The 20384-nt window shown below is 56.4% G+C and carries 13 protein-coding genes; 3 read left to right on the plus strand and 10 right to left on the minus strand.

Annotated features, from left to right (window positions below; all coding sequences use genetic code 11):
• The first annotated feature begins 111 nt into the window (after positions 1-111).
• Entirely contained in the window at positions 112-525 is a 414-nt protein-coding gene (locus tag BLU07_RS06335) for a glutaredoxin family protein (RefSeq protein ID WP_092385236.1), read from the plus strand.
• A gap of 126 nt (positions 526-651) precedes the next feature.
• On the opposite strand, the gene BLU07_RS06340 is transcribed toward BLU07_RS06335, so the two are convergent.
• The 10 genes from BLU07_RS06340 to BLU07_RS06385 all read right to left on the minus strand — a co-directional run bounded on the left by BLU07_RS06340 (position 652) and on the right by BLU07_RS06385 (position 18131).
• Positions 652-1056: a GFA family protein gene (locus tag BLU07_RS06340; protein WP_092385238.1), complete on the minus strand. Its 405-nt coding sequence runs from the start codon at positions 1054-1056 to the stop codon at positions 652-654.
• 43 nt (positions 1057-1099) lie between these two features.
• Entirely contained in the window at positions 1100-3544 is a 2445-nt protein-coding gene (locus BLU07_RS06345) for a choice-of-anchor U domain-containing protein (RefSeq protein ID WP_157719100.1), read from the minus strand.
• A 109-nt stretch (positions 3545-3653) separates the two neighbouring features.
• Entirely contained in the window at positions 3654-6968 is a 3315-nt protein-coding gene (locus tag BLU07_RS06350) for an IPTL-CTERM sorting domain-containing protein (protein ID WP_157719101.1), read from the minus strand.
• Between the two features lie 124 nt (positions 6969-7092).
• Positions 7093-8610, minus strand: a complete 1518-nt coding sequence (locus BLU07_RS06355) for an Lcl C-terminal domain-containing protein (RefSeq protein WP_092389637.1) — start codon at positions 8608-8610, stop codon at positions 7093-7095.
• 116 nt (positions 8611-8726) lie between these two features.
• The gene (locus BLU07_RS06360) at positions 8727-12080 is read right to left on the minus strand and encodes an IPTL-CTERM sorting domain-containing protein (protein WP_157719102.1); all 3354 of its coding nucleotides are present in this window, start codon (positions 12078-12080) and stop codon (positions 8727-8729) included.
• A gap of 119 nt (positions 12081-12199) precedes the next feature.
• Positions 12200-14146, minus strand: a complete 1947-nt coding sequence (locus tag BLU07_RS06365) for an IPTL-CTERM sorting domain-containing protein (protein WP_092389639.1) — start codon at positions 14144-14146, stop codon at positions 12200-12202.
• A 128-nt stretch (positions 14147-14274) separates the two neighbouring features.
• Positions 14275-15231: a helix-turn-helix domain-containing protein gene (locus BLU07_RS06370; protein WP_092385246.1), complete on the minus strand. Its 957-nt coding sequence runs from the start codon at positions 15229-15231 to the stop codon at positions 14275-14277.
• 234 nt (positions 15232-15465) lie between these two features.
• Positions 15466-15885, minus strand: coding sequence for a hypothetical protein (locus tag BLU07_RS06375; RefSeq protein ID WP_092385248.1), 420 nt, complete (start codon positions 15883-15885; stop codon positions 15466-15468).
• Between the two features lie 134 nt (positions 15886-16019).
• Complete coding sequence (locus BLU07_RS06380; RefSeq protein WP_092385250.1) at positions 16020-17450, minus strand: aldehyde dehydrogenase family protein; 1431 nt, start codon at positions 17448-17450, stop codon at positions 16020-16022.
• 177 nt (positions 17451-17627) lie between these two features.
• Positions 17628-18131, minus strand: a complete 504-nt coding sequence (locus BLU07_RS06385) for an MgtC/SapB family protein (RefSeq protein WP_092385252.1) — start codon at positions 18129-18131, stop codon at positions 17628-17630.
• Between the two features lie 176 nt (positions 18132-18307).
• On the opposite strand from BLU07_RS06385, the gene iscR reads away from it, so the two are divergent.
• Positions 18308-18790, plus strand: coding sequence for a Fe-S cluster assembly transcriptional regulator IscR (gene iscR / locus BLU07_RS06390; protein WP_092385254.1), 483 nt, complete (start codon positions 18308-18310; stop codon positions 18788-18790).
• A 140-nt stretch (positions 18791-18930) separates the two neighbouring features.
• A complete protein-coding gene (gene sufB / locus BLU07_RS06395; RefSeq protein WP_092385256.1) occupies positions 18931-20367 on the plus strand; it encodes a Fe-S cluster assembly protein SufB in 1437 nt (478 codons plus the stop codon).
• Positions 20368-20384: the final 17 nt, after the last annotated feature.

Raw genomic sequence — 20384 nt, forward strand, 5'->3', positions numbered from 1 at the left:
TCGAATCATGATCCGCTAGCGGCCAAGCTGGACGACTGCACTGACCCTGGGGCGGCAAACTGTTACCATCTGCCGCCGCCAACGACCATTTTCCGACTCAAGGCTGATCAGATGAACATCGTAATACGTTATTTCTTTCGCTTCGTACGCCTGGTACTGACCCCGGTGATATTGCTGATGGAGAAACTCTCCACGCCCAAGGCACTGTCACGGTCAGCTGAAGCCCAGGCAGACGTTGATAACGCCTGCAAAGACCTGGCTCTGTACCAGTTTCAGGCGTGCCCGTTCTGCGTCAAAGTGCGCAAGGAAATTGCCCGGCTGGGCCTGAATATCGACCTGCGCGACGCGCGGAATGATGCAGACCACCGCGCCGAACTGGAAAGCGGCGGCGGGCGCATCAAAGTACCCTGCCTGCGCGTAACGCAAAGCGATGGGCAGCAGACGTGGCTGTATGAATCCGGCGAAATCAATCAGTGGCTGAGAGAGCGGTTTGAGCCAGCGGTCGAAGACGCAGCCAAGGTCTGAGCGAGCGGGAAAGACTTGGGGTCAAATCTTGGGCCTGTTAGCAACTAGTAGACATTGTTTGTGGCTGAATGGTGGCCTCTGTAAAAACGCTGTAGGCGGACAACGATCGGATATGCTGATCATTGCTTAATCGGGTAAGCCCGAGAATTGCGGCACTTTGCCGTAATCCGCATCATCCCAATCTGCCGTCCGGGTGGTGAAAATATGTGCGGTTGGCAGCATGTTTACTTTGGTGTCCAGGCAACCAGCGGGCACAAGGACTGCATCTGCAAGCTGCTCGTTTGGCAATGCTGAACCACACCGGCTGCAAAAGCTTTTGTTGTGGAGAGTACCGGGAAGAGTAAATGCGGTTACAGCTTCCGCACCTGTCAACCATATCAAGTTCGCTGTTTGAGCAAATAAATTTGCTGCATGGGCAGACCCAGTATCTTTCTGGCAATACCGACAATGGCAGATGTAAAAATTGTCGAAATGGCCAAGTACTTTAAATTTCACGGTGCCACAGAGGCAAGAGCCAAGATGTTCGGACATTGTTCTTACCTCTGATGTTGCTCATTGGAGCCTGTGTCATCGCTCAAGTATTTTCTACACGCTGTACTTGTTTCAATGCCAGCATGCCAATGATACCTGCCAGCAACATTATGACCCATTGGGATAGTGTGGGGATCGGAGCGAGATCCGCAGCTAATAACGCCGGGCCGCCCGGATCGTCGATGATGCCGTTGACGTTCAGGTCGCTGTCGCCGGCGCCGCCATCGGTCAGGGTCAGGGTGATGGTGTTGCCACTGATCACCGCGCCGGGGTAGGCATACCAGTGGTCAGCAGGATTGTCCGCCGTTGGGCCGTATTTGTAGTAGCGCGTCCCGGCAGGTAGATCAAACGGGTACGTCAGCTCAACAGTCGCATTGCTGCCCGGCGTGCCATCCGTCAGACGCAGGCTCACAGCCCCGTGCGGTAGGGTCACCCCCGGTGGCAAGGCGGTAGCCAGGCTTGCAACTGTCAGGCTCTGCGCGGCATCAATATGCCACTCGCTGCCTGTAACAGCCAGGTCCAGCGTATCTCCACTATGCGGGCCTTCGGCCAGGGGTATGGCGATTGCCGTACGTGCGGCAAAGCTTGCTGTGACCGTGCAGGACGCCATGATTGCGCCTGTGGTGTAACTGCTGCCACTCCAGCTTCCGGCCGGGCAGGTACCGCTGATGACAGCGCTGTAGTTAGCTGGTGGCGTGACCGCAAAGCTTGCCGTTTGTCCTGCCGTGACCAGCTGCATGCTGGACGGTGCGATGCTGCCATTGGCCCCGGCTGACGGCGTCACCTCATATTGGCGCGGGGCGCTGCATTGCCCGGAATCGGCGCCGCCATACTGACCCAGACAAGTCCAGGTGAAGGCGGTTGCGCTGCCATCCACCGCGCTGGCCGTACCGACGCTGCACAGGTTGGAGCTCGGTGCGGCCAGTGTAACCACCCCGTCTGCTGTGCCGCAGGCTCCTGCTACGCTAAGCGCTTCAATACGAACGGTCGCTTCATCACACACCTGAGGGGTGCCTGCGTCGCACACCTGGTAACGAAAGCTGTCGGTGCCACTGAAGCCACTGTCACGCAAGTAGCTGCAGCCGTTCGAGTCACAACCGGCTGTTCCATTTTCAGCGGGGTAACTGAGAACAAGACTGGCAGGATCAAGACCGGGGCCACCGGGGCTGTCCGCGTCGTTTGCAAGCACATTGATATCGATTGATGATCCGTTCAGCGTCACATCATCATCAACCAGCAACAATGTATTACTGACTCGCACCGATGCCATGGATCTGTTATTTGTTGGCAGTCGATCACTCTGTGGCTGTAACAGGTTCCACTCTGTTTCAAGAACCGTATTGGGTGCAACAGCAGGATCAACGCGAGTTGTGACTGCAAGGGTGTGGCTGGCGGTGTCAACCAGCCCCGAGGCTGTGCAGAGCACGCTCCCTGACGAGCCCACTGTCGGCGTTGTACAACTGAATATTGGGTCTGCCGTCACTGATATGAACTGTAGATTAGCGGGCAAAGAAAACGTCATTTCCACATTGGGCAGTGCATCGCCGGGTACCAAGGTATTTCCGTCTACTGTGGCAGACCAGGTCAGTTGGTCAGCGGGTGCCACGACGGAGTGCGATACCGTTGAACTCAGGGAAAAGTCATAATCAGCACAGTCGGGTTGACCGGTAACCCAGTTTGAGCGAGTACCAACGAGGCTGAATCCTGAAAGCGAACCCGGGTTACTGCCAATCAAGTCCGGCAATGTATTCAAGCCTGCATTATCTGCTCCTGCAGTACCAACTTCAAAGTCGTAGACATGGAGTGGGCTACTAGGACCCAGGCAGTAATTATTGGCAATATTGCCAATACTGACGGCATCCAACGCAGAACCCCAGATGCGGACATTATCCAGTACTCCATTGAATACCTGTCGGCCGTCCGTGCGTGCGCCGAGTGTAAAGGTAGCGTTATTCCCCCAGGATGTTGTGCCAGAAGTTGCTGGATTCGTAGTATTTTGACCATCGGTCCAGATGGTCACACCACTGTCGCCAGGCTCCCAGCGAAAGGCAAGATTGTGCCAGGTGTTTCTTTCCAGTGCGGATTGGCTGGATCTTGAATAGGAAATACCGTCACGTTGCATATAAAAATAAACAACTCCAAGGTAGTTAACCATGGCAGTGGCAAAGTTGGCACTATCCTGTTGAATAAAAAACAGACGTTGTGGAGAGCCGTAACTTTTAGGCTGAGCTTGAAGGGTTATGCTGAAACCGTTATCGAGCAGGTCCGACCATTGCTGCGGCAAGCTGGATAGGGTCACGTAATCATTCTGACCGTCGAAATCCAGTGCGACGCTTTGAGCCCATCCCGCAGTGGCAAACATGCTTCCAAACAGCAGGACGAGCGCCTGCACCTTGAGCCTGGATAGTGCGATACAGAACCTGCGGATGACGCTGTTTTCAAGTTTAAACATCTGTTTTTTCCATGTGTAGCAATGGCAACAAACCAACTAAATCCGTCATGCCAAGCCAAGCCAAGCCAAGCCAAGCCAAGCACCCACTGAGCGCTACACGTGTTCAAAAGTGCAGCGCTCGAGGAAGGGGGAGCGGTGCTGATGCTCAGGTGTTGTGCATCCACCGCACTCTGTTCAATGCCAGCAGGCCAATGATCCCTGCCAGCAACAGCATGGCCCATTGAGACAGCGTGGGGATCGGGGCGAGATCCGCTGCCAGCAACACCGGGCCACCCGGATCGTCGATGATGCCGTTGACACTCAGGTCGCTGTCGCCGGCGCCGCCATCGGTGAGGGTCAGGGTGATGGTGTTGCCACTGATCACGGCGCCATCGTAGGGGTACCAGTGGTCGGCGGGGTTATCCGCCGTGGGGCCGTATTTGTAGTAGCGCGTCCCGGCGGGCAGAGCGAACGGGTAGGTCAGTACTATCGTGGAGCTACTGCCCGGCGTACCCTCGGTCAGGCGCAGGCTCAGGGCGCCGTGGGGCAGCATCACACCCTGTGGCAAGGCGGTTCCCAGGCTGGCAGCGGTCAAGGTTTGCGCTGCATCCAGGTTCCATTCGCTGTCCGTGACCGCCAGGTGCAGCATTTTGCCGCTGTGTGGCCCCTCGGACAGTGGCAGTTCCATCTCGGTGCGTCGCGGAGGGGCCTCTACGCCCCGCCCCTGGAGAGTGAAGCTGAACAGGTCGCCACTTGCACCGGAACAGCTGAGCGTATCGGTATACTCGCCTGGCGTGACCGGGTTGAAGGTTACGTTCAGCGTGGCACTGCTGTTGGCAGGTATCGTCATTGGCATGGCATTGACCGAAAAGACACTGCCGCCATTCAAACTGCAGCTCAGTGATTCATCAGCCGGTGCGTGGTTCTGGAAGCTGATGGCGGCGTTTGTTGCCCGCGTCAACTCTTCACCGGCCGGGGCAGAGGTGGCCTCTGGGTCGATACTGACATCCGGCAGATTGATTGTGCTGCCACTGCGGGGCGATGACGTTAGCGTGTAGAACGCTGAAGCCTTGAGGGTGTATTCAATTATTTCGGCCGTCTCATAGCCGATGCCTTCGTGCAGTATCCAACAGTCGAGAGTGGTGGTGTAGTCTCCCGCAGTGGCGCTGTCAAACTCGACATCGAACCTTTTCTCCCCCCCAAGAGGCAGCATTTCCAATGTTTGTGTATAGCCGACAAAAGGCGGGGTTAACAAGTGGGTCGTGCAGGCAAAGTAAAATCCATCGACCACATTCTCAAGGTTGCTGAGCGTAAACGAGGCTGACGTTGGTGCAGTGCCCACGCGCTGTGGTGGCAGAATCACATTGCTGTTTTTAGCTGGTGTAGCGTTGATCGGCATCAGCGCATTGGCACGAAAGTAATGGGTCCACTGCTGTCCTGTCTCGTCTCCACAGTCCAGCCTGGCAAGGGTTTCGAGGGCCGGCGCATCGGATCGGTAGGTGACCGTGACATCGACCATGCCTCCGGCTGCAACCTGGCCCGGAACAGGCTCAAGGGTAAAGCCACTGTCGTCCGATGCCAGTTGGCAACTGAATCCGAGAGAGCTGACGTTCACATTCTCGAACGACAGGGTTCTCTGTAACGCTGATTGCAGTGGATAGACGTACCCCATATCAAGCGCCCCATTGACAGAGCCCGGCACAATGGGTTGAGCCACCAGGGGCGTGATGGTCTCGCCCGAGAGGTCATAGACATAGGCGCCGCCAACATCGCTGGAGCAGTTCAGGGTGCCGTCAAAGATACCGGCATTGGCTGAGTCAAGGTTTACCCTCAGGTTGGCATTGCCGCTGGCGGGTACGGTCAGGCTGTCGGCAGCGGAAAACACGCCGTTAATGTCGCTGATGCTGCAAGACACATTGGCCGGCGTCAGATTCGGGTTTTGGAAGTTGATGGTCTGATAAGTGGCACCGGTGGCAGGCCACTGGGTTGGCAGCACAACGAGTGATCCGCTGGCGGGTGTCGCGGTGACGGGAGTGACATAATTGCCCTCCAGGGAATAAACGAACTCACCGTTATTGCTGTCGCTGCAGCGTAATGTATCGGTGTACTGTCCAGCTACAGCGGCAGAGAAATTCACGGTGACTTCGGCTGTTTCATCCGATTGCAGGCTGACATTGACATCACCACCGCTGAGAGAAAACGCCTGCCCGTTATCAAGTGTGCACTGCAAACTGACGGGTTTGAGATTTAGATGGTTATGGAAGCTAAATACCTTTTGACTAACAGTATTGACCGGCAAATGGGGAAGTGGTGTATCCCCGGGTTTTATCGAGGCAATCAATGGCATGGGGCCACCGATAAAATGACCTACAGCCCCCCCTCCATTGCTGATCTGCAATTTTTCTTGCGTGAAGGGCCAATCTTCGACCCATTGGTAAGATACTTTATACAACTCCCCATGGTTTGTATAAACAAATAACTGGTCCTTACTTGGGTGTGCGTCAAGGTTTATGGGGATTGCAGTATTTATTGGGAACTCAATGGTCGCTCCCGACCGGAGCACAGTTTGGCCGGCTTGAAAGACATGAATGGCTGCATATTTATTATCGATATTGCCTCTGTATGTATTTAGAAAGGTATTCCTTCCATCGTAAGAATTGGCAATCCTTGTATAAACAGTGTTGAATCCGTCGGGCAATTCAGCGCTGGACATCAGAATAGTATTTACATCGTATCTGCCGTCTTCAGATCGTTGGTCTGAACTCACAACACAAGTGGAATAACCTTTAATACTATCTGTACCGCATGAGAAGTATTGATGCGTTACCAGTGTGCCGTTTATATCTCTGCTGGGTCTTGGGTTAGCGCGAACACTCTTGACCCCACTACCATGAAATGGGTAGTTTCCACCGCCGATATCGGCATAACTTTGAGTGTCATAAAAAACAAAACGGCCTTGGTATGCCACCATAACAGCACTGTTATCAGCCAGAACATCAATGTCACTAACATCACCCAGTAAGTATTCAGGGTCGTCTATCTGTACGCTATGTAATATGTCGTGGGTCTGTGCGTCGATAAAATAAAGGTAATTTTTATTATCAATGGCATAAATTCTTGTGCCATCCGGGCTGGAGGTTACCTGTAGCAAAAAAGCACCCAAGATGCTCTCAGGTATTTTGATAGCTGGTTTGACTGAATAGTCATGGATATCAATGACGGTAATCTCTCGATCTTTTGGATCATAAGCCCCGATTGTATTTCTGGCTCCGATGACGCCATATACATAATTTCCCCCCGGGCGTACATCTAAGTGACCTAACCTTCGACCAACATTGATTCGTTGAACCTCGGTCATGGTTTCCACATCAACCACAGCCACAGAGTTCCCCGCATTCAGATAGGCGTAAGGCGCTGCATTGGCCGTATTGATTACCAGCAACAGTAGCAGGCTGCAGTATCCAAAGAAGATATTTTTCATGTTAAGTTCCATCTCGCGTAATGGCGGTACGATACCAAAAGCCGTAAAACCAAGCGTCCACTGAGCGCTACACATGTTCAAAAGTGCAGCGCTCTAGGAAGGGGGGCGCGCGCGGTGATGATCCTCAGGTGTTGTGCATCCACCGCACTTTGCTCAATGCCAGCAGGCCAATGATCCCTGCCAGCAGCAGCATGGCCCATTGGGACAGCGTGGGGATCGGGGCGAGATCCGTTGCCAACAAGGCCGGGCCGCCCGGATCGTCGATAATGCCGTTGACGCTCAGGTCGCTGTCGCCTGCGCCGCCATCGGTCAGGGTCAGGGTGATGGTGTTGCCACTGATCACGGCCCCATCGTAGGGGTACCAGTGGTCGGCGGGGTTATCCGCCGTTGGGCCGTATTTGTAGTAGCGCGTCCCGGCGGGCAGCTCTTCCGGGTAGGTCAGTACAACAGTGGCGGTGCTGCCCGGCGTGCCATCGGTCAGACGCAAACTTACGGCACCGTGCGGCAGGGTCACCCCCGGTGGCAAGGCGGCTCCCAGGCTGGCAGCGGTCAAGGTTTGCGCTGCATCCAGGTTCCATTCGCTGTCTGTGACAGACAAATTCATCGTTTCGCCGCTGTCAGGGCCTTCGGGCAGTTGCAGTGATAGATCGGTTACTCGGGAAAGCGCGGTAAAACTGGCGCTGGTTTCCTGCAGGGCGGTGGCTTCATTGCCGCCATTGCTTGCATTGTCTCTGGTGCCGGTGGTCTGGCCGCTACGCAGGGTGAAGGTAACGGTACGGCTACCGGAGTCCGGGGCGTTGAAACGCACGGTGATCTGGTCGCCGCTTTTGACAATGGCTTGTTGTACCCAGTCGCCGGTGCCGTTGAGCTGGAATTCGGGGTTGCCATCACCACTGATGCGCGCACCGCCCCAGGCCTGGCCAGCGGGCACGCTGGGCGCAAGGGTGAAAGCGGGGAAGGTGGCGGAGTCTCCGGCGCTGACGGTCTGCGCGCTGGGGGACGTCAGAGCGGCAAAAGACTGTCCGCCGCGCACGAGACGAACGCGCTGGTTGTTGCTTCGGTTGGAGGTGCCGATGCCAAAACCGCCGAAGGACACCCGAAACGCGCTGTTCGAATTGATGGCACTGGGAGACCCAGACCAGAAATACGAAGACGGGGTATCGGGAAATACCCTGCGGTTGACTCTGGGGTTGGTGCCGCAGTTTTCGGTAATCTTGTGCAACTCGTTCATGTACGCCATGCGCCAGCCGCCGCTCTCCAGCAGGTTCTGGCTGAGGCCGGCCCCGATGCCCCAGTTGGTTTGATTCGCGAAGGATTTGGGCAGCAGGCGGTCCGCTTCGGCCCAGTTGTTCCAGTCTTTCGTCTGTGCAGTGCCGGTACATTGGCCGCTCTCGAACGTCTGGCCCTCGCTGCAGCGCTTCCACACCAGCCCGGTGGGCCAGTGCATGGCGCTGGCGGTGCCATCGGCCTCGCCCAGAATGTATTGATCGTCCGTGTTATCGCCCGTGGGGCAGTTCTGCGCCTGTGCCAGCAGGGGTGCGGCGCAGGCGCCCAACAGGGTAAGCCAACGCGCCAGCGAGAGAGCTCTGTGGCTGAAAAGTCGGCTTTTGGTCGTCAGGGTTCTGTACTCGGGGGCTGGCATGTTGTTGTCTCCGCTTTGATCTGGCGAAGACTAACAAAAGCCGTCAATCCAGGCGTCCACTGAGCGCTACACATGTTCAAAAGTGCAGCGCTCAAGGAAGGGGGCGGTGCTGATGCTCAGGTGTTGGGCATCCACCGCATTCTTTGCATGGCCAGCAGGCCCATGATCCCCGCCAGCAGCAGCATGGCCCATTGGGACAGCGTGGGGATTGGAGCGAGATCCGCTGCCAGCAACACCGGGCCGCCCGGATCGTCGATGATGCCGTTGACGTTCAGGTCGCTGTCGCCGGCGCCGCCATCGGTCAGGGTCAGGGTGATGGTGTTGCCACTGATCACGGCGCCATCGTAGGGGTACCAGTGGTCGGCGGGGTTATCCGCTGTAGGGCCATATTTGTAGTAGCGCGTCCCGGCAGGTAGATCAAACGGGTAGGTCAGTACTATCGTGGAGCTACTGCCCGGCGTACCCTCGGTCAGGCGCAGGCTCAGGGCGCCGTGCGGCAGCATCACACCCTGTGGCAAGGCAGCTCCCAGGCTGGCAGCGGTCAAGGTCTGCGCTGCATCCAGGTTCCATTCGCTGTCTGTGACCGCCAGGTGCAGCATTTTGCCGCTGTGTGGCCCCTCGGACAGTGGCAGTTCCATCTCGGTGCGTCGCGGAGGCACTTCAACGCCCTGCCCCTGGAGAGTGAAGCTGAACAGGTCGCCACTTGCCCCGGAACAGCTGAGCGTATCGGTATATTCGCCTGGCGTGACCGGGTTGAAGGTTACGGTCAAAGAGGCACTGCTGTTGGCAGGGATCGTCATTGGCATGGCATTGATCGAAAAGACACTGCCATCATTCAAACTGCAGCTCAGTGACTCATCAGCCGGTGCGTGGTTCTGGAAGCTGATGGTGGCGTTTGTTGCCCGCGTCAACTCTTCACCGGCCGGGGCTGAAGTGGCCTCTGGGTCGATAGTGACATCCGGCAGGTTGATTGTGCTGCCGCTGCGGGGCGATGACGTTAGCGCGTAGAACGTGGAAGCGTTGAGGGTGTATTCGATTTGCTCAACCAGTCCTTCGCCAATGTCATTTTGCAGTACATAACAGGTCAGTGCGGTGCTGAAGTTACCCGCAGTGCTGCTGTTAAACTCGACACTGAAGCTTTTCTCTTCCCCGGTGGGAAGTGTGTGAAATCCGTCCAGGTTTTTAATGACAAAAGAGGGTGTTGATGGGCTCATTTGGCAGTAAAAGAACAATCCCTCGATCAGATTCTCAGGATTCCTGAATGTAAAGGTGGCTGCCGTTGGTGCAGTACCCACGCGCTGCGGCGGCAGTATGATGTCGCTGTTCTTGGCCGGTGTGGCGTTGATCGGCATCAGCGCACTGGCACGAAAGTTATGGGACCACTGCTGACCTGTCTCGTCCTCACAGTCCAGCCGAGCAAGGGTTTCGAGGGCCGGCGCATCGGATCGGTAGGTGACCGTGACATCGACCATGCCGCCGGCTGCAACCTGGCCTGGAACAGGCTCAAGCATAAAGCCACTGTCGTCCGATGTCAGTTGGCAACTGAATCCTAGCGGGCTGGCGTTTGCATTCTCGAATGACAGGGTTCTCTGCAGCTCGGATTGCAGCGGATAGATGTACCCCATTTCAAGCGCTCCCCTGGAAGGGAGGGGCCAAATGGGCTGAGCCACCAGGGGCGTGATGGTCTCGCCCGAGAGGTCATAGACATATGAGCCGCCAACATCGCTGGAGCAGCTCAGGGTGCCATTAAAGGTGCCGCTATTGGCTGAATCCAGGTTTACCCTCAGGTTGGCATTGCCGCTGGCGGGCACGGTCAGATTACTGGCGACGGAAAGCTCTCCGGTACTGCCGCTGATGCTGCAAGACACATTGGCCGGCGTCAGGTTCGGGTTCTGGAAGTTGATGGTCTGAGAAGTGGCACCGGTGGCAGGCCACTGGGTTGGCAGCACAATGGTCGATCCGCTGGCGGGTGTCGCGGTGACGGGGGCGACATAATTGCCCTCCAGGGAATAAATGAACTCACCGTTATTGCTGTCGCTGCAGCGCAATGTATCGGTGTATTGCCCAGCTACAGCGGAAGAGAAATTCACTGTGACTTCAATCGTTTCATCCGGTTGCAGGCTGACATTGACATCACCACCGCTGAGAGAAAACGCCTGCCCGTTATCCAGGCTGCACTGAAGTGCGACCGGTTTTTGATTCAAACGGTTATGGAAGCTGAATACCTTTTGACTGGATGGCGTGAGCGGCAAGTAAGGAAATCTTACTGCACCGGTTTGGATGGATGCGGTCAGCGGCATGGGCCCGCCGACAAATTGGCCTGTGGCAATGCCACCACCGCTGATATGAATAAAATCCCGCGTAGGCGTCAGTGGGTCAGAACGCTCATAAGTCAATCTGTACAGATCCGCTTTACCCGTGTAGAGAAACAGCTCATCCCTGCCAGGATGGGCATCAAGATTTATGGGTTGCGTATCGTTGATAGGAACAACATAACTTCCAACTGCCCCAGGGGCGTTCGCCGTCGCGACATGGATGCGAGCAAGCGTCGTAAAGTTATCCCCACCGGCAAACTCACTGATAAAGGCAAGCTCTCCATCGTACGAAAATGTGAGGCTGGTATAAAAACTGTTGCCCGGTGTTGTAAAAAAAGCATACGCCCTACTATCCAAGTATTCGTAATTCCCGGAATAGTATTCGTTCGTTTCTTCAGAGTAAGGGAGCGAGCTCAGGATGCAACTAGGGTATAGATAAGAGCCCGGAAAGAGATCTAATCTACCACAGGCCCGAAAGAGGTGGCCGTGCAGCCCATCGGCGGCAGTACGACGGGGATAAGGGTTTGCGCGAATATTTCTGAAAGATATGCTGCCATCTATAAGCGGTCGGACTTGACCTATAGAAGCGTAAGTTTGTGCATCATAAAACCGGTAGCCAGCCCGGGAGCCAGTGCGGCCCACGGAAAGCATGATGTGCTTGCTGTCATGCGAAACATCAATATCCTCAACATCGCTGCTAATCACTGGAGTGAAGGGATCATCATGCTCTATTATTTCAAGGGAATGTAAAAGCTCGTGCGTTTCGGCATCGATGAAGTACAGATAGTTATGGTGATCAACGGCATAAATTCGTTTGCCATCGGGGCTTGAGGTGACGAATTTCAGGCCTGCTCGTGTAGCCACCTCGAAATGTGTTGCCACAGTATGGCTGGTGGTATCGATAACGGTAATATAGTCCTGATATGGATGATAAAGCTGTGAGGACGAAACGCCGTAGAGATACTTTCCACCGGGGCGTACATGAAGATAGCCCAGGTTTCTGCCAACATCGATCCGTTGAATCTCGGTCATGGTTTCCACATCAACCACAGCCACGGAGTTTCCCGCATTCAGATAGGCGAAGGGCGCTGCATTGGCCGTATTGATTACCAGCAACAGTAGCAGGCTGCAGTATCCAAAGAAGATATTTTTCATGTTAAGTTCCATCTCGCGTAATGGCGGTACGATACCAAAAGCCTTCAATCCAGGCGTCCACTGAGCGCTACACATGTTCAAAAGTGCAGCGCTCGCGGAAGGGGGGGCGGTGCTGATGCTCAGGTGTTGGGCATCCACCGCACTCTGTTCAATGCCAGCAGGCCAATGATCCCTGCCAGCAACATCATGGCCCATTGAGACAGCGTGGGGATCGGGGCGAGATCCGCTGCTAATAACGCCGGGCCGCCCGGATCGTCGATGATGCCGTTGACACTCAGGTCGCTGTCGCCGGCGCCGCCATCGGTGAGGGTCAGGGTGATGGTATTGCCACTGATCACGGCGCCATCGTAGGGGTACCAGTGGTCAGCGGGGTTATCCGCCGTAGGGCCGTATTTGTAGTAGCGCGTCCCGGCAGGTAGATCAAACGGGTACGTCAGCTCAACAGTCGCATTGCTGCCCGGCGTGCCATCGGTCAGACGCAGGCTCAGGGCGCCATGTGGCAGGGTCACCCCCGGTGGCAAGGCGGTAGCCAGGCTGGCCGCTGTCAGGCTCTGCGCTGAATCCAGGTGCCACTCGCTGCCTGCAACGGCCAGATCCAGCGCTTCGCCACTATGCGGGCCTTCGGCCAGGGGTATGGCGATTGCCGTACGTGCGGCAAAGTTTGCTGTGACCGTGCAGGACGCCATGATTGCGCCTGTGGTGTAACTGCTACCACTCCAGCTTCCGGCCGGGCAGGTACCGCTGATGGCGGGGCTGTAGTTGGCTGGCGGCGTGACCATGAAGCTTGTCGTCTGACCTGCTGTGATCAGCTGCATGCTGGACGGTGCGATGCTGCCATTGGCCCCGGCTGACGGCGTCACCTCATATTGGCGAGGGGCACTGCATTGCCCCGAATCGGCACCACCATACTGACCCTGGCAAGCCCAGATGAAGGCGTCCACTGCGCTGCCATCCACCGCGCTGGCCGTACCGGTGCTACACAGGTTGGCACTGGGTGCGGCCAGCGTGGCCACCCCGTTTGCCGTGCCGCAAACACCCGCTACGGGGATAAAGGCGTTCACGGTAAAGCTGGCGCTGGTTTCCTGCAGGGCTGTGGCTTCATTGCCGCCATTGCTGGCATTGGCGCTGGTGAAGGTGGTCTGGCCGCTGCGCAGGGTGAAGGTGGCCGTATGACTGTCGCCCACCGTGCCTGGGGCCGTGAGTCGCACAGTGATTTGATCGCCACTTTTGACGATGGCTTCCTGCACCCAGTCGCCGGCACCGTTGAGCTGGAATTCGGGGTTGCCGTCGCCACTGATGCGCGCACCGCCCCAGGATTGACCATCAGGCAGGCTAGTCGAGATGGGAGATGTCGGAGTCGATAGGGTAAATGCCGGAAAGGATGCGGTGTTGCCTGGCGCGGCATCCTGCGCAGGGGGAGTGGTCAAAGGGTCAAAAGACTCTCCGCCGCGAACGAGCCGAACGTGATAGTTGTAGCTGCGGCCGAAGTAGCTGGCGTAGCCATGGTAGGGGTCCACGAAGAACGCGAAGTCATAATCGCTAAAATGCGGCGAACCCGACCAGATAGGCCAAGACGGTGTGTCAGGAAAAACGATGCGGTTGACCTTGGGGGCGATGGTGTCGCAGGGTTCGGTGATCTTCCGCAATTCGTATCGATACGCCATACGCCAGCCACCGCTCTCCAGCAGGTTCTGGCGGAAGCCGGCCCCGATGCCCCAGTTGGTTTGATTGTTGAAGGATCTGGGCAGCAGGCGGTCGGCTTCGGCCCAGGTGTTCCAGTCTTTCGTCTGTGCAGTGCCAGTACATTGGCCGTTCTCGAACGTTTGGCCTTCACTGCAGCGCTTCCACACTAAGCCGGTGGGCCAGTGCATGGCGCTGGCGGTGCCATCGGCCTCGCCCAGTATGTATTGATCGTCCGTGTTATCGCCCGAGGGGCAGCTCTGCGCCTGAGCCAGCAGGGGTGCGACGCAGGCGCCCAACAGGGTAAGCCAACGCGTCAGCGAGAGAGCTCTGTGGCTGAAAAGTCGGCTTTTTTTGATGGGGGTTCCGTACTCGGGGGCTGGCATGTTGTTGTCTCCGCTTTGATCTGGCGAAGACTAACAAAAAGTGGGAGACATCAGCGTCCACTGAGCGCTACAACACTCGGATATGGCTGCTACAACGGCAGCATTTACGGGTGCTTGGCTGCTCTGTATCAGATATTACTGGCTCTGATATCAGATGGATTGAGTTCATAAAATCGTTTGAATGCGCGGTAAAACCAAGACAGGTTGTTAAAGCCCGCATCGTAGGCAATGTTGGCGATGGTACAGCTGTAGTAGGCGGGGTTGTTCAATCGGGCAAATACGCGTTGCAGCCGTTGTTCAAGCAAAAAGTCCGAAAAGCTTTGTCCGTTGCGTTCAAACATGGCACGCACATAACTGGGCGATACGCCATGGCGCCTGGCTATCCAGCCAAGGTTGAGGTCACCACGCCATGCGTACGCCCGAATATCGGCTTTGATTGCTCTAAGGCGTGCAAGGGCAAGGCCTCTTTGGCTTGCCTGTATGGCGCAATCACCCCGTGCACCGGTTGCGAGGGTAGCGAGATCGAGCAGGTAATTGGTTTCATCAACGGGGTTGTTCGCCAGTGTAGCGTCAGTTCGAGTGAGTTCGAGCGCGCGTCTTACCAGATGCCTCAAGGGGTCATGGACCAGACGGGAAGGGGTTTTGGCGCTTTCCAGGTCGAATACCAGCTGGCCCAGCAATGCTCGGGAAAAGGTGAGATTGAGCATATGTGTGGTTGTGGAAGGGAAAATGATTTTCCCCGGTCGGTCATTGAATGCAAAGCAACCTGTACCGGGGTCACCCTTTAACTCGCCCACGCGGGGCAGGTCAGATATCCAGTGAGAATGGCTTGCCGGATTTATTAACAGAGAAAAGTCATCGTTTCCGTCCTGAATCTCTGGCTTGCGCCGGTGCACGATCAGGGAGGATGTTTTCACCAGTGCAATGGACACGCCCGGCAGTAGCCGAATACGTGTTTCAATTGAGGGTATTTGGTCCTTTGCTATATCAACGTCGATGTTGGCCATCGCGGCATACACATCTTTTGAGGCTTCAAGGCGCTCATGCTCGGCGTAATCGTTTGAGGAAAATGTGATTAATGCCATTGACTTATCCGTGTGCTCAAGCTTTAAACGAGCTATTTTAGCGTTTTTGCACTGGGGATGGTACAGCTCTATTCATGTGATCAAGTTTGAATTCAGTCGAGCACTCAGTTTGTGCACAATTCCCTTGGTTATTTGTTGCAACAGCCCTTTGGGTTGATTCAGTTCGGGGGGAGGATGGCGAGTTTGCCGGCAGTAAGCTCTGTGCGTACTGCGGAAAGGCCTGCGCCTTGGCGCTCACATTTCTCGCCCTGTAGTGCAGAACACGCTGGCCTCGGTCACGACAAGCTGAGCCAAGATAATCCGTTTGTCCGACGTATCCAAAGGCACCCAATTTTCCTCCGGCAGCGACAGCGATTCAGGATCGAGGGTTTCGGGATCGCCAGCTATCTCTGCGCGAAGCTCAGACTGTGTCTTGATGCAGTTTTCCACGTTTTCAGTGATGTTCGTCGCTTCTTTCATTCCCACCAGGAAATGGTCCAGCTCGGCGCGGGTAAGCTTGCCGTCTGCATCAAAGGGTGAGTCAGTGAACAGTTGATCACAGGCACTGATGAATAATGCAAAAGACGTTAGCAAGAGAGCACGCCTAAATCTCAAATCTTTTTTCATCTTTTTGGGTCCCATGTAGGTGATGACAACTTTCTCGGCCAGCGCCAAAGCTTCCTTACGGAACTCAGGCGAGTAATGCTTCCGGGTGGCTTTCCGGGGTAGGGGGTGTGCTTTTGCTGCGGGCTAAACATAATCAGGCCGGCTATTGAGCCGGCCTGATGGGTCGTGCATCTATGTGCTGGTTACTTGGGGTTGTAACCGAACATGGATTTGATTTCGAGGAAGTCTTCGAAGCCGTGGTGGCCCCATTCGCGGCCGTTGCCGGATTCCTTGTAACCACCAAAGGGTGCCTTGTTGTCGCCGGCAGCGCCGTTGATGTGAATCATGCCGGTGCGCATGCGGCGGGCAACTTTCCGCGCGCGATCAAGGTCACCGGATGAGACGTAACCGGAGAGGCCGTAGCGGGTATCGTTGGCAATGCGTACTGCATCGTCTTCATCGGCGTAACCGATGATCGACAGTACCGGCCCGAAGATTTCTTCGCGGGCGATGGTCATGTCATTGGTAACGTGAGTGAACACGGTCGGCTTGACGTAGAAACCGGTCTCCAGGCCTTCCGGCTTGCCCGGGCCGCCAGCCAACAGCTTCGCGCCTTCATCGATACCGGCCTGAATCAGGTCCTGAATCTTGCTCCACTGCGCTTTGGAGGCGACCGGGCCCATGACGGTGTCTTCCGCTTTTGGATGACCGGGTTTGACCTTGGCGCACACCTTGGCGGCCATGTCGGCAACCGCATCCATCTGGTCATTGGGGACCAGCAGGCGTGTTGGTGCGTTACAGGATTGCCCGGTGTTGTTCATGCAGCTGAACACGGCGTGTTTGACGGATTTTTCGAAATCGACGTCATCCAGCAGGATGTTGGCTGATTTGCCACCCAGCTCAAGCGCAACACGCTTGATGGTGTCGGCACCGGACTTCATGACCAGACGGCCGGCAGCGGTGGAACCGGTGAACGACATCATGTCGATATCCGGATGGGCCGACATGGCAGCGCCGACGGTGGGGCCGTCGCCATTGACCATGTTGAACACGCCTGCGGGAACGCCGGCTTCATCGAGAATTTCGGCCAGCACCAGGGCAGACAGCGGGGCCACTTCGGACGGTTTCAGTACCATGGTGCAGCCGGTGGCCAGGGCGGGGGCGACCTTGCAGGTCAACTGGTTCATCGGCCAGTTCCACGGGGTGATCAGGCCGCAGACGCCGATCGGCTCCTTGGTGACCAGCGTGGTGCCGATTTCTTCGTCGAATTCGTATTCCTTGAGGACTTCCAGAGCGGTGGCAAAATGCCCGAGGCCGGAGGCTGCCTGGGCTACTTTGGCCAGCTTGCTGGGCGCGCCCATTTCGGTGGAGATGGCTTCAGCAACGTCGTTCATGCGTTTCTTGAAGACTTCGATGATGCGTTCCAGCAGGGCGATGCGTTCCTCGCGGCTGGCTTGCGAGTAACTGTCGAAAGCCTCTCTGGCAGCAGCTACAGCCAGATCAACGTCTTCATGATTGCCCAGAGCGATAGTTGCGGCGACGCTTTCGTCAGCCGGGTTGATCACGTCCAGGGTCTTGTCGCCCTTGGGCGAAACCCACTGACCGTTGATATAGAACTGCTTCTCGTGACTCATCGCTTGGTGACTCCTTAATGGTCTATTTCTCAAAGTGGTTCACACAATAGCATTTGCCGGCTGTTTGCATCACCCCCCCCCGAAAGGGGCTTTGCAGCAACTGTGGCCTGCGGCAGAAAGGCTCTCATACGGCGCATACAGCCTTGTCAGCGGTGCCGATACACGCCGGGTGCCAGCTCAGTTCTCGTCGGTTGGGCGCGCCTTTTTACTGCTTCGCTCAAGTACCCCAAGCAGAAAATGCAGAATGAACAGCGCCAAAAGGGTTGCCAGTACCGCTGTTGCTTCATGGCCAAGCCCTACGGCTACGCCGATGGCGGCGGTCAACCAGATGCCGGCTGCTGTTGTCAGCCCTCTGACTTCGGTGAGGTTGTCGGCTTTCAGGATAGTGCCGGCACATAGAAAGCCTACGCCGGCAACAACCCCTTGAATAACCCGGCTCATGGCGTCATCCATGGCGCCTGCCTGATCAGGCGCAAGAACAAACAGGGCGGCACCCAGGCAGACCAGCATGTGCGTGCGCACCCCGGCAGCCTTGCCGAGGGATTCGCGTTCATAGCCCAGAACACCACCGAGAAATGCCGCCAGCACCAGGCGCAGCGTTACTCGCGTGGCTTGTTCGACATCGGATAAATCGGAAAATTCATTGGTCAGGGTGGCGAGAATCACTTCCCATGTGGACATGCTTTGGCTCCCATGAACAGCCGCTCTGAGTGGTCTGTCCGGAGCATAAAGGGTTTTTGCTGCAACCACCAAATACCCATAGAATACCCATGGCTTTGAGTGGGCAGGGTTAATAGTTGACTGTTTTGGTTGGATATTGCATCATAAACCCTGAAATCAATAGCTTGGATTATCCTATGCGCTTGACAACCAAAGGTCGTTACGCCGTCACCGCCATGCTGGATCTGGCGCTGCACGAGAGTCAGGGACCGATAACGCTGGCAGACATCTCCCAACGTCAGGGCGTGTCCATTTCCTATCTGGAACAACTGTTTGCCAAGCTGCGGCGTAACCAGCTGGTCGAGAGTGTTCGCGGGCCGGGCGGTGGTTACCGGCTGTCCGGCGGTGCCGCCAATATCAGCGTGGCGCAGATCGTGGAGGCGGTAAACGATTCCATGGATGCTACGCGCTGTCGCGGCAAGGGTGACTGTCAGAGCGGGGATGTCTGCCTGACGCACCACCTGTGGAGTGATCTGAGCGACCGTTTGCGCGAGTTTCTGGATGACATCAGCCTGGCCGAGCTGGTCGCCCGCAAGGAAATTCGTCGTGTCAGTGACCGTCAGGACCAACTTGGCTGCAGCCGTTCGGTTCCGATCGAGCCGCTGGAACGCATAATCTGAGATAATGCGTGACTGGTGCATGACGTCGCTGCGCGTAACCCTTTCCAAGTGGCCGACAGAGCCACGCCACGGCAGCCTGAGCTGCCAGCCTGATACGAAGTAGCGGTGCCCCCGGGGTGCCGCGCAATTGAGGTGATACCGTGACTGATCAAGTCGAAAGCCTTATCCGCAAGGACTACGCGGCCGGGTTCCATTCCGCTATTGAGTCGGACACCCTGCCACCTGGTCTGAACGAAGATGTGGTGCGTTTTATTTCTGCCAAGAAAGAAGAGCCGGAATGGATGCTCGAGTGGCGTCTGAAGGCGTTTCGTGCCTGGCAGGAAATGGACGAACCCACCTGGGCCCATGTGCATTACCCGGACATCGATTTTCAGGCGGCGTCCTACTATTCTGCGCCGAAAAGCATGGCGGACAAGCCGCAAAGCCTGGATGAAGTCGATCCGGAGCTGCTGGCAACCTATGAAAAGCTGGGTATTCCGCTGCATGAGCAGGAAATGCTCGCCGGGGTAGCGGTGGACGCGGTATTCGACTCGGTCTCGGTCGTGACCACCTTCCGCAAGAAGCTGCATGAGGCGGGCGTGATCTTCTGCCCGATCAGTGAGGCGATCAAGGATTACCCGGATCTGGTCCAGAAGTATCTGGGCAGTGTGGTGCCGCAAAAAGACAACTACTACGCCGCGCTCAACTCGGCGGTGTTTTCCGATGGTTCGTTCGTCTACATTCCCAAAGGCGTGCGCTGCCCGATGGAGCTGTCGACCTATTTCCGCATCAATGAAATGAACACCGGGCAGTTCGAACGCACGCTGATCATTGCCGAGGAAGGCAGCCACGTCAGTTATCTGGAAGGCTGCACGGCGCCGATGCGTGATGAAAACCAGCTGCACGCCGCAGTGGTTGAGCTGGTTGCGCTGGACAACGCCAATATCAAGTATTCCACGGTACAGAACTGGTATCCGGGTGACGCGGAAGGCAAGGGCGGTATCTACAACTTCGTGACCAAGCGCGGCATTTGCCATACCAACGCGAAGATTTCCTGGACCCAGGTCGAAACCGGTTCAGCGGTCACCTGGAAGTACCCCAGCTGCATCCTCAAAGGCGACAACAGTGTGGGTGAGTTCTATTCGGTGGCGCTGACCAACAATTATCAGCAGGCCGATACCGGCACCAAGATGATTCACCTGGGCAAGAACACCCGCTCAACCATTATCGCCAAGGGGATTTCCGCCGGGCACAGCAACAGCTCCTACCGGGGGCTGGTGCGCATCAACCCGGGTGCGGAAGGCGCGCGCAACTTTACCCAGTGCGACTCACTGTTGATTGGTGACCAGTGCGGGGCGCATACCTTCCCCTATATCGAAAGCAAGAACCCGAGCGCCGTCGTGGAGCACGAGGCGACGACGTCCAAGGTCAGCGATGATCAGTTGTTCCTGTGTCAGCAACGCGGGCTGGACGCCGAAAAGGCGATCTCGATGATCGTCAACGGCTTCTGCCGTGAGGTATTCAAAGAGCTGCCGATGGAGTTTGCAGTGGAAGCCGGCAAGTTGCTCGAAGTCAGTCTGGAAGGTTCGGTCGGTTGATCCGACGCTTTTCAGAG

It is taken from the genome of Halopseudomonas salegens (assembly GCF_900105655.1).
In the GTDB taxonomy this organism is placed as follows: Bacteria; Pseudomonadota; Gammaproteobacteria; order Pseudomonadales; family Pseudomonadaceae; genus Halopseudomonas; species Halopseudomonas salegens.

Bases quoted from the DNA above. Each gene is read 5' to 3' on its own strand.
- BLU07_RS06385 (WP_092385252.1), bottom strand. From the start codon at position 18,131: ATGTCCACATGGGAAGTGATTCTCGCCACCCTGACCAATGAATTTTCC.
- BLU07_RS06370 (WP_092385246.1), bottom strand. From the start codon at position 15,231: ATGGCATTAATCACATTTTCCTCAAACGATTACGCCGAGCATGAGCGC.
- BLU07_RS06350 (WP_157719101.1), bottom strand. From the start codon at position 6,968: ATGAAAAATATCTTCTTTGGATACTGCAGCCTGCTACTGTTGCTGGTA.
- BLU07_RS06335 (WP_092385236.1), top strand. From the start codon at position 112: ATGAACATCGTAATACGTTATTTCTTTCGCTTCGTACGCCTGGTACTG.
- BLU07_RS06355 (WP_092389637.1), bottom strand. From the start codon at position 8,610: ATGCCAGCCCCCGAGTACAGAACCCTGACGACCAAAAGCCGACTTTTC.
- BLU07_RS06365 (WP_092389639.1), bottom strand. From the start codon at position 14,146: ATGCCAGCCCCCGAGTACGGAACCCCCATCAAAAAAAGCCGACTTTTC.
- iscR (WP_092385254.1), top strand. From the start codon at position 18,308: ATGCGCTTGACAACCAAAGGTCGTTACGCCGTCACCGCCATGCTGGAT.
- BLU07_RS06380 (WP_092385250.1), bottom strand. From the start codon at position 17,450: ATGAGTCACGAGAAGCAGTTCTATATCAACGGTCAGTGGGTTTCGCCC.
- BLU07_RS06340 (WP_092385238.1), bottom strand. From the start codon at position 1,056: ATGTCCGAACATCTTGGCTCTTGCCTCTGTGGCACCGTGAAATTTAAA.
- BLU07_RS06360 (WP_157719102.1), bottom strand. From the start codon at position 12,080: ATGAAAAATATCTTCTTTGGATACTGCAGCCTGCTACTGTTGCTGGTA.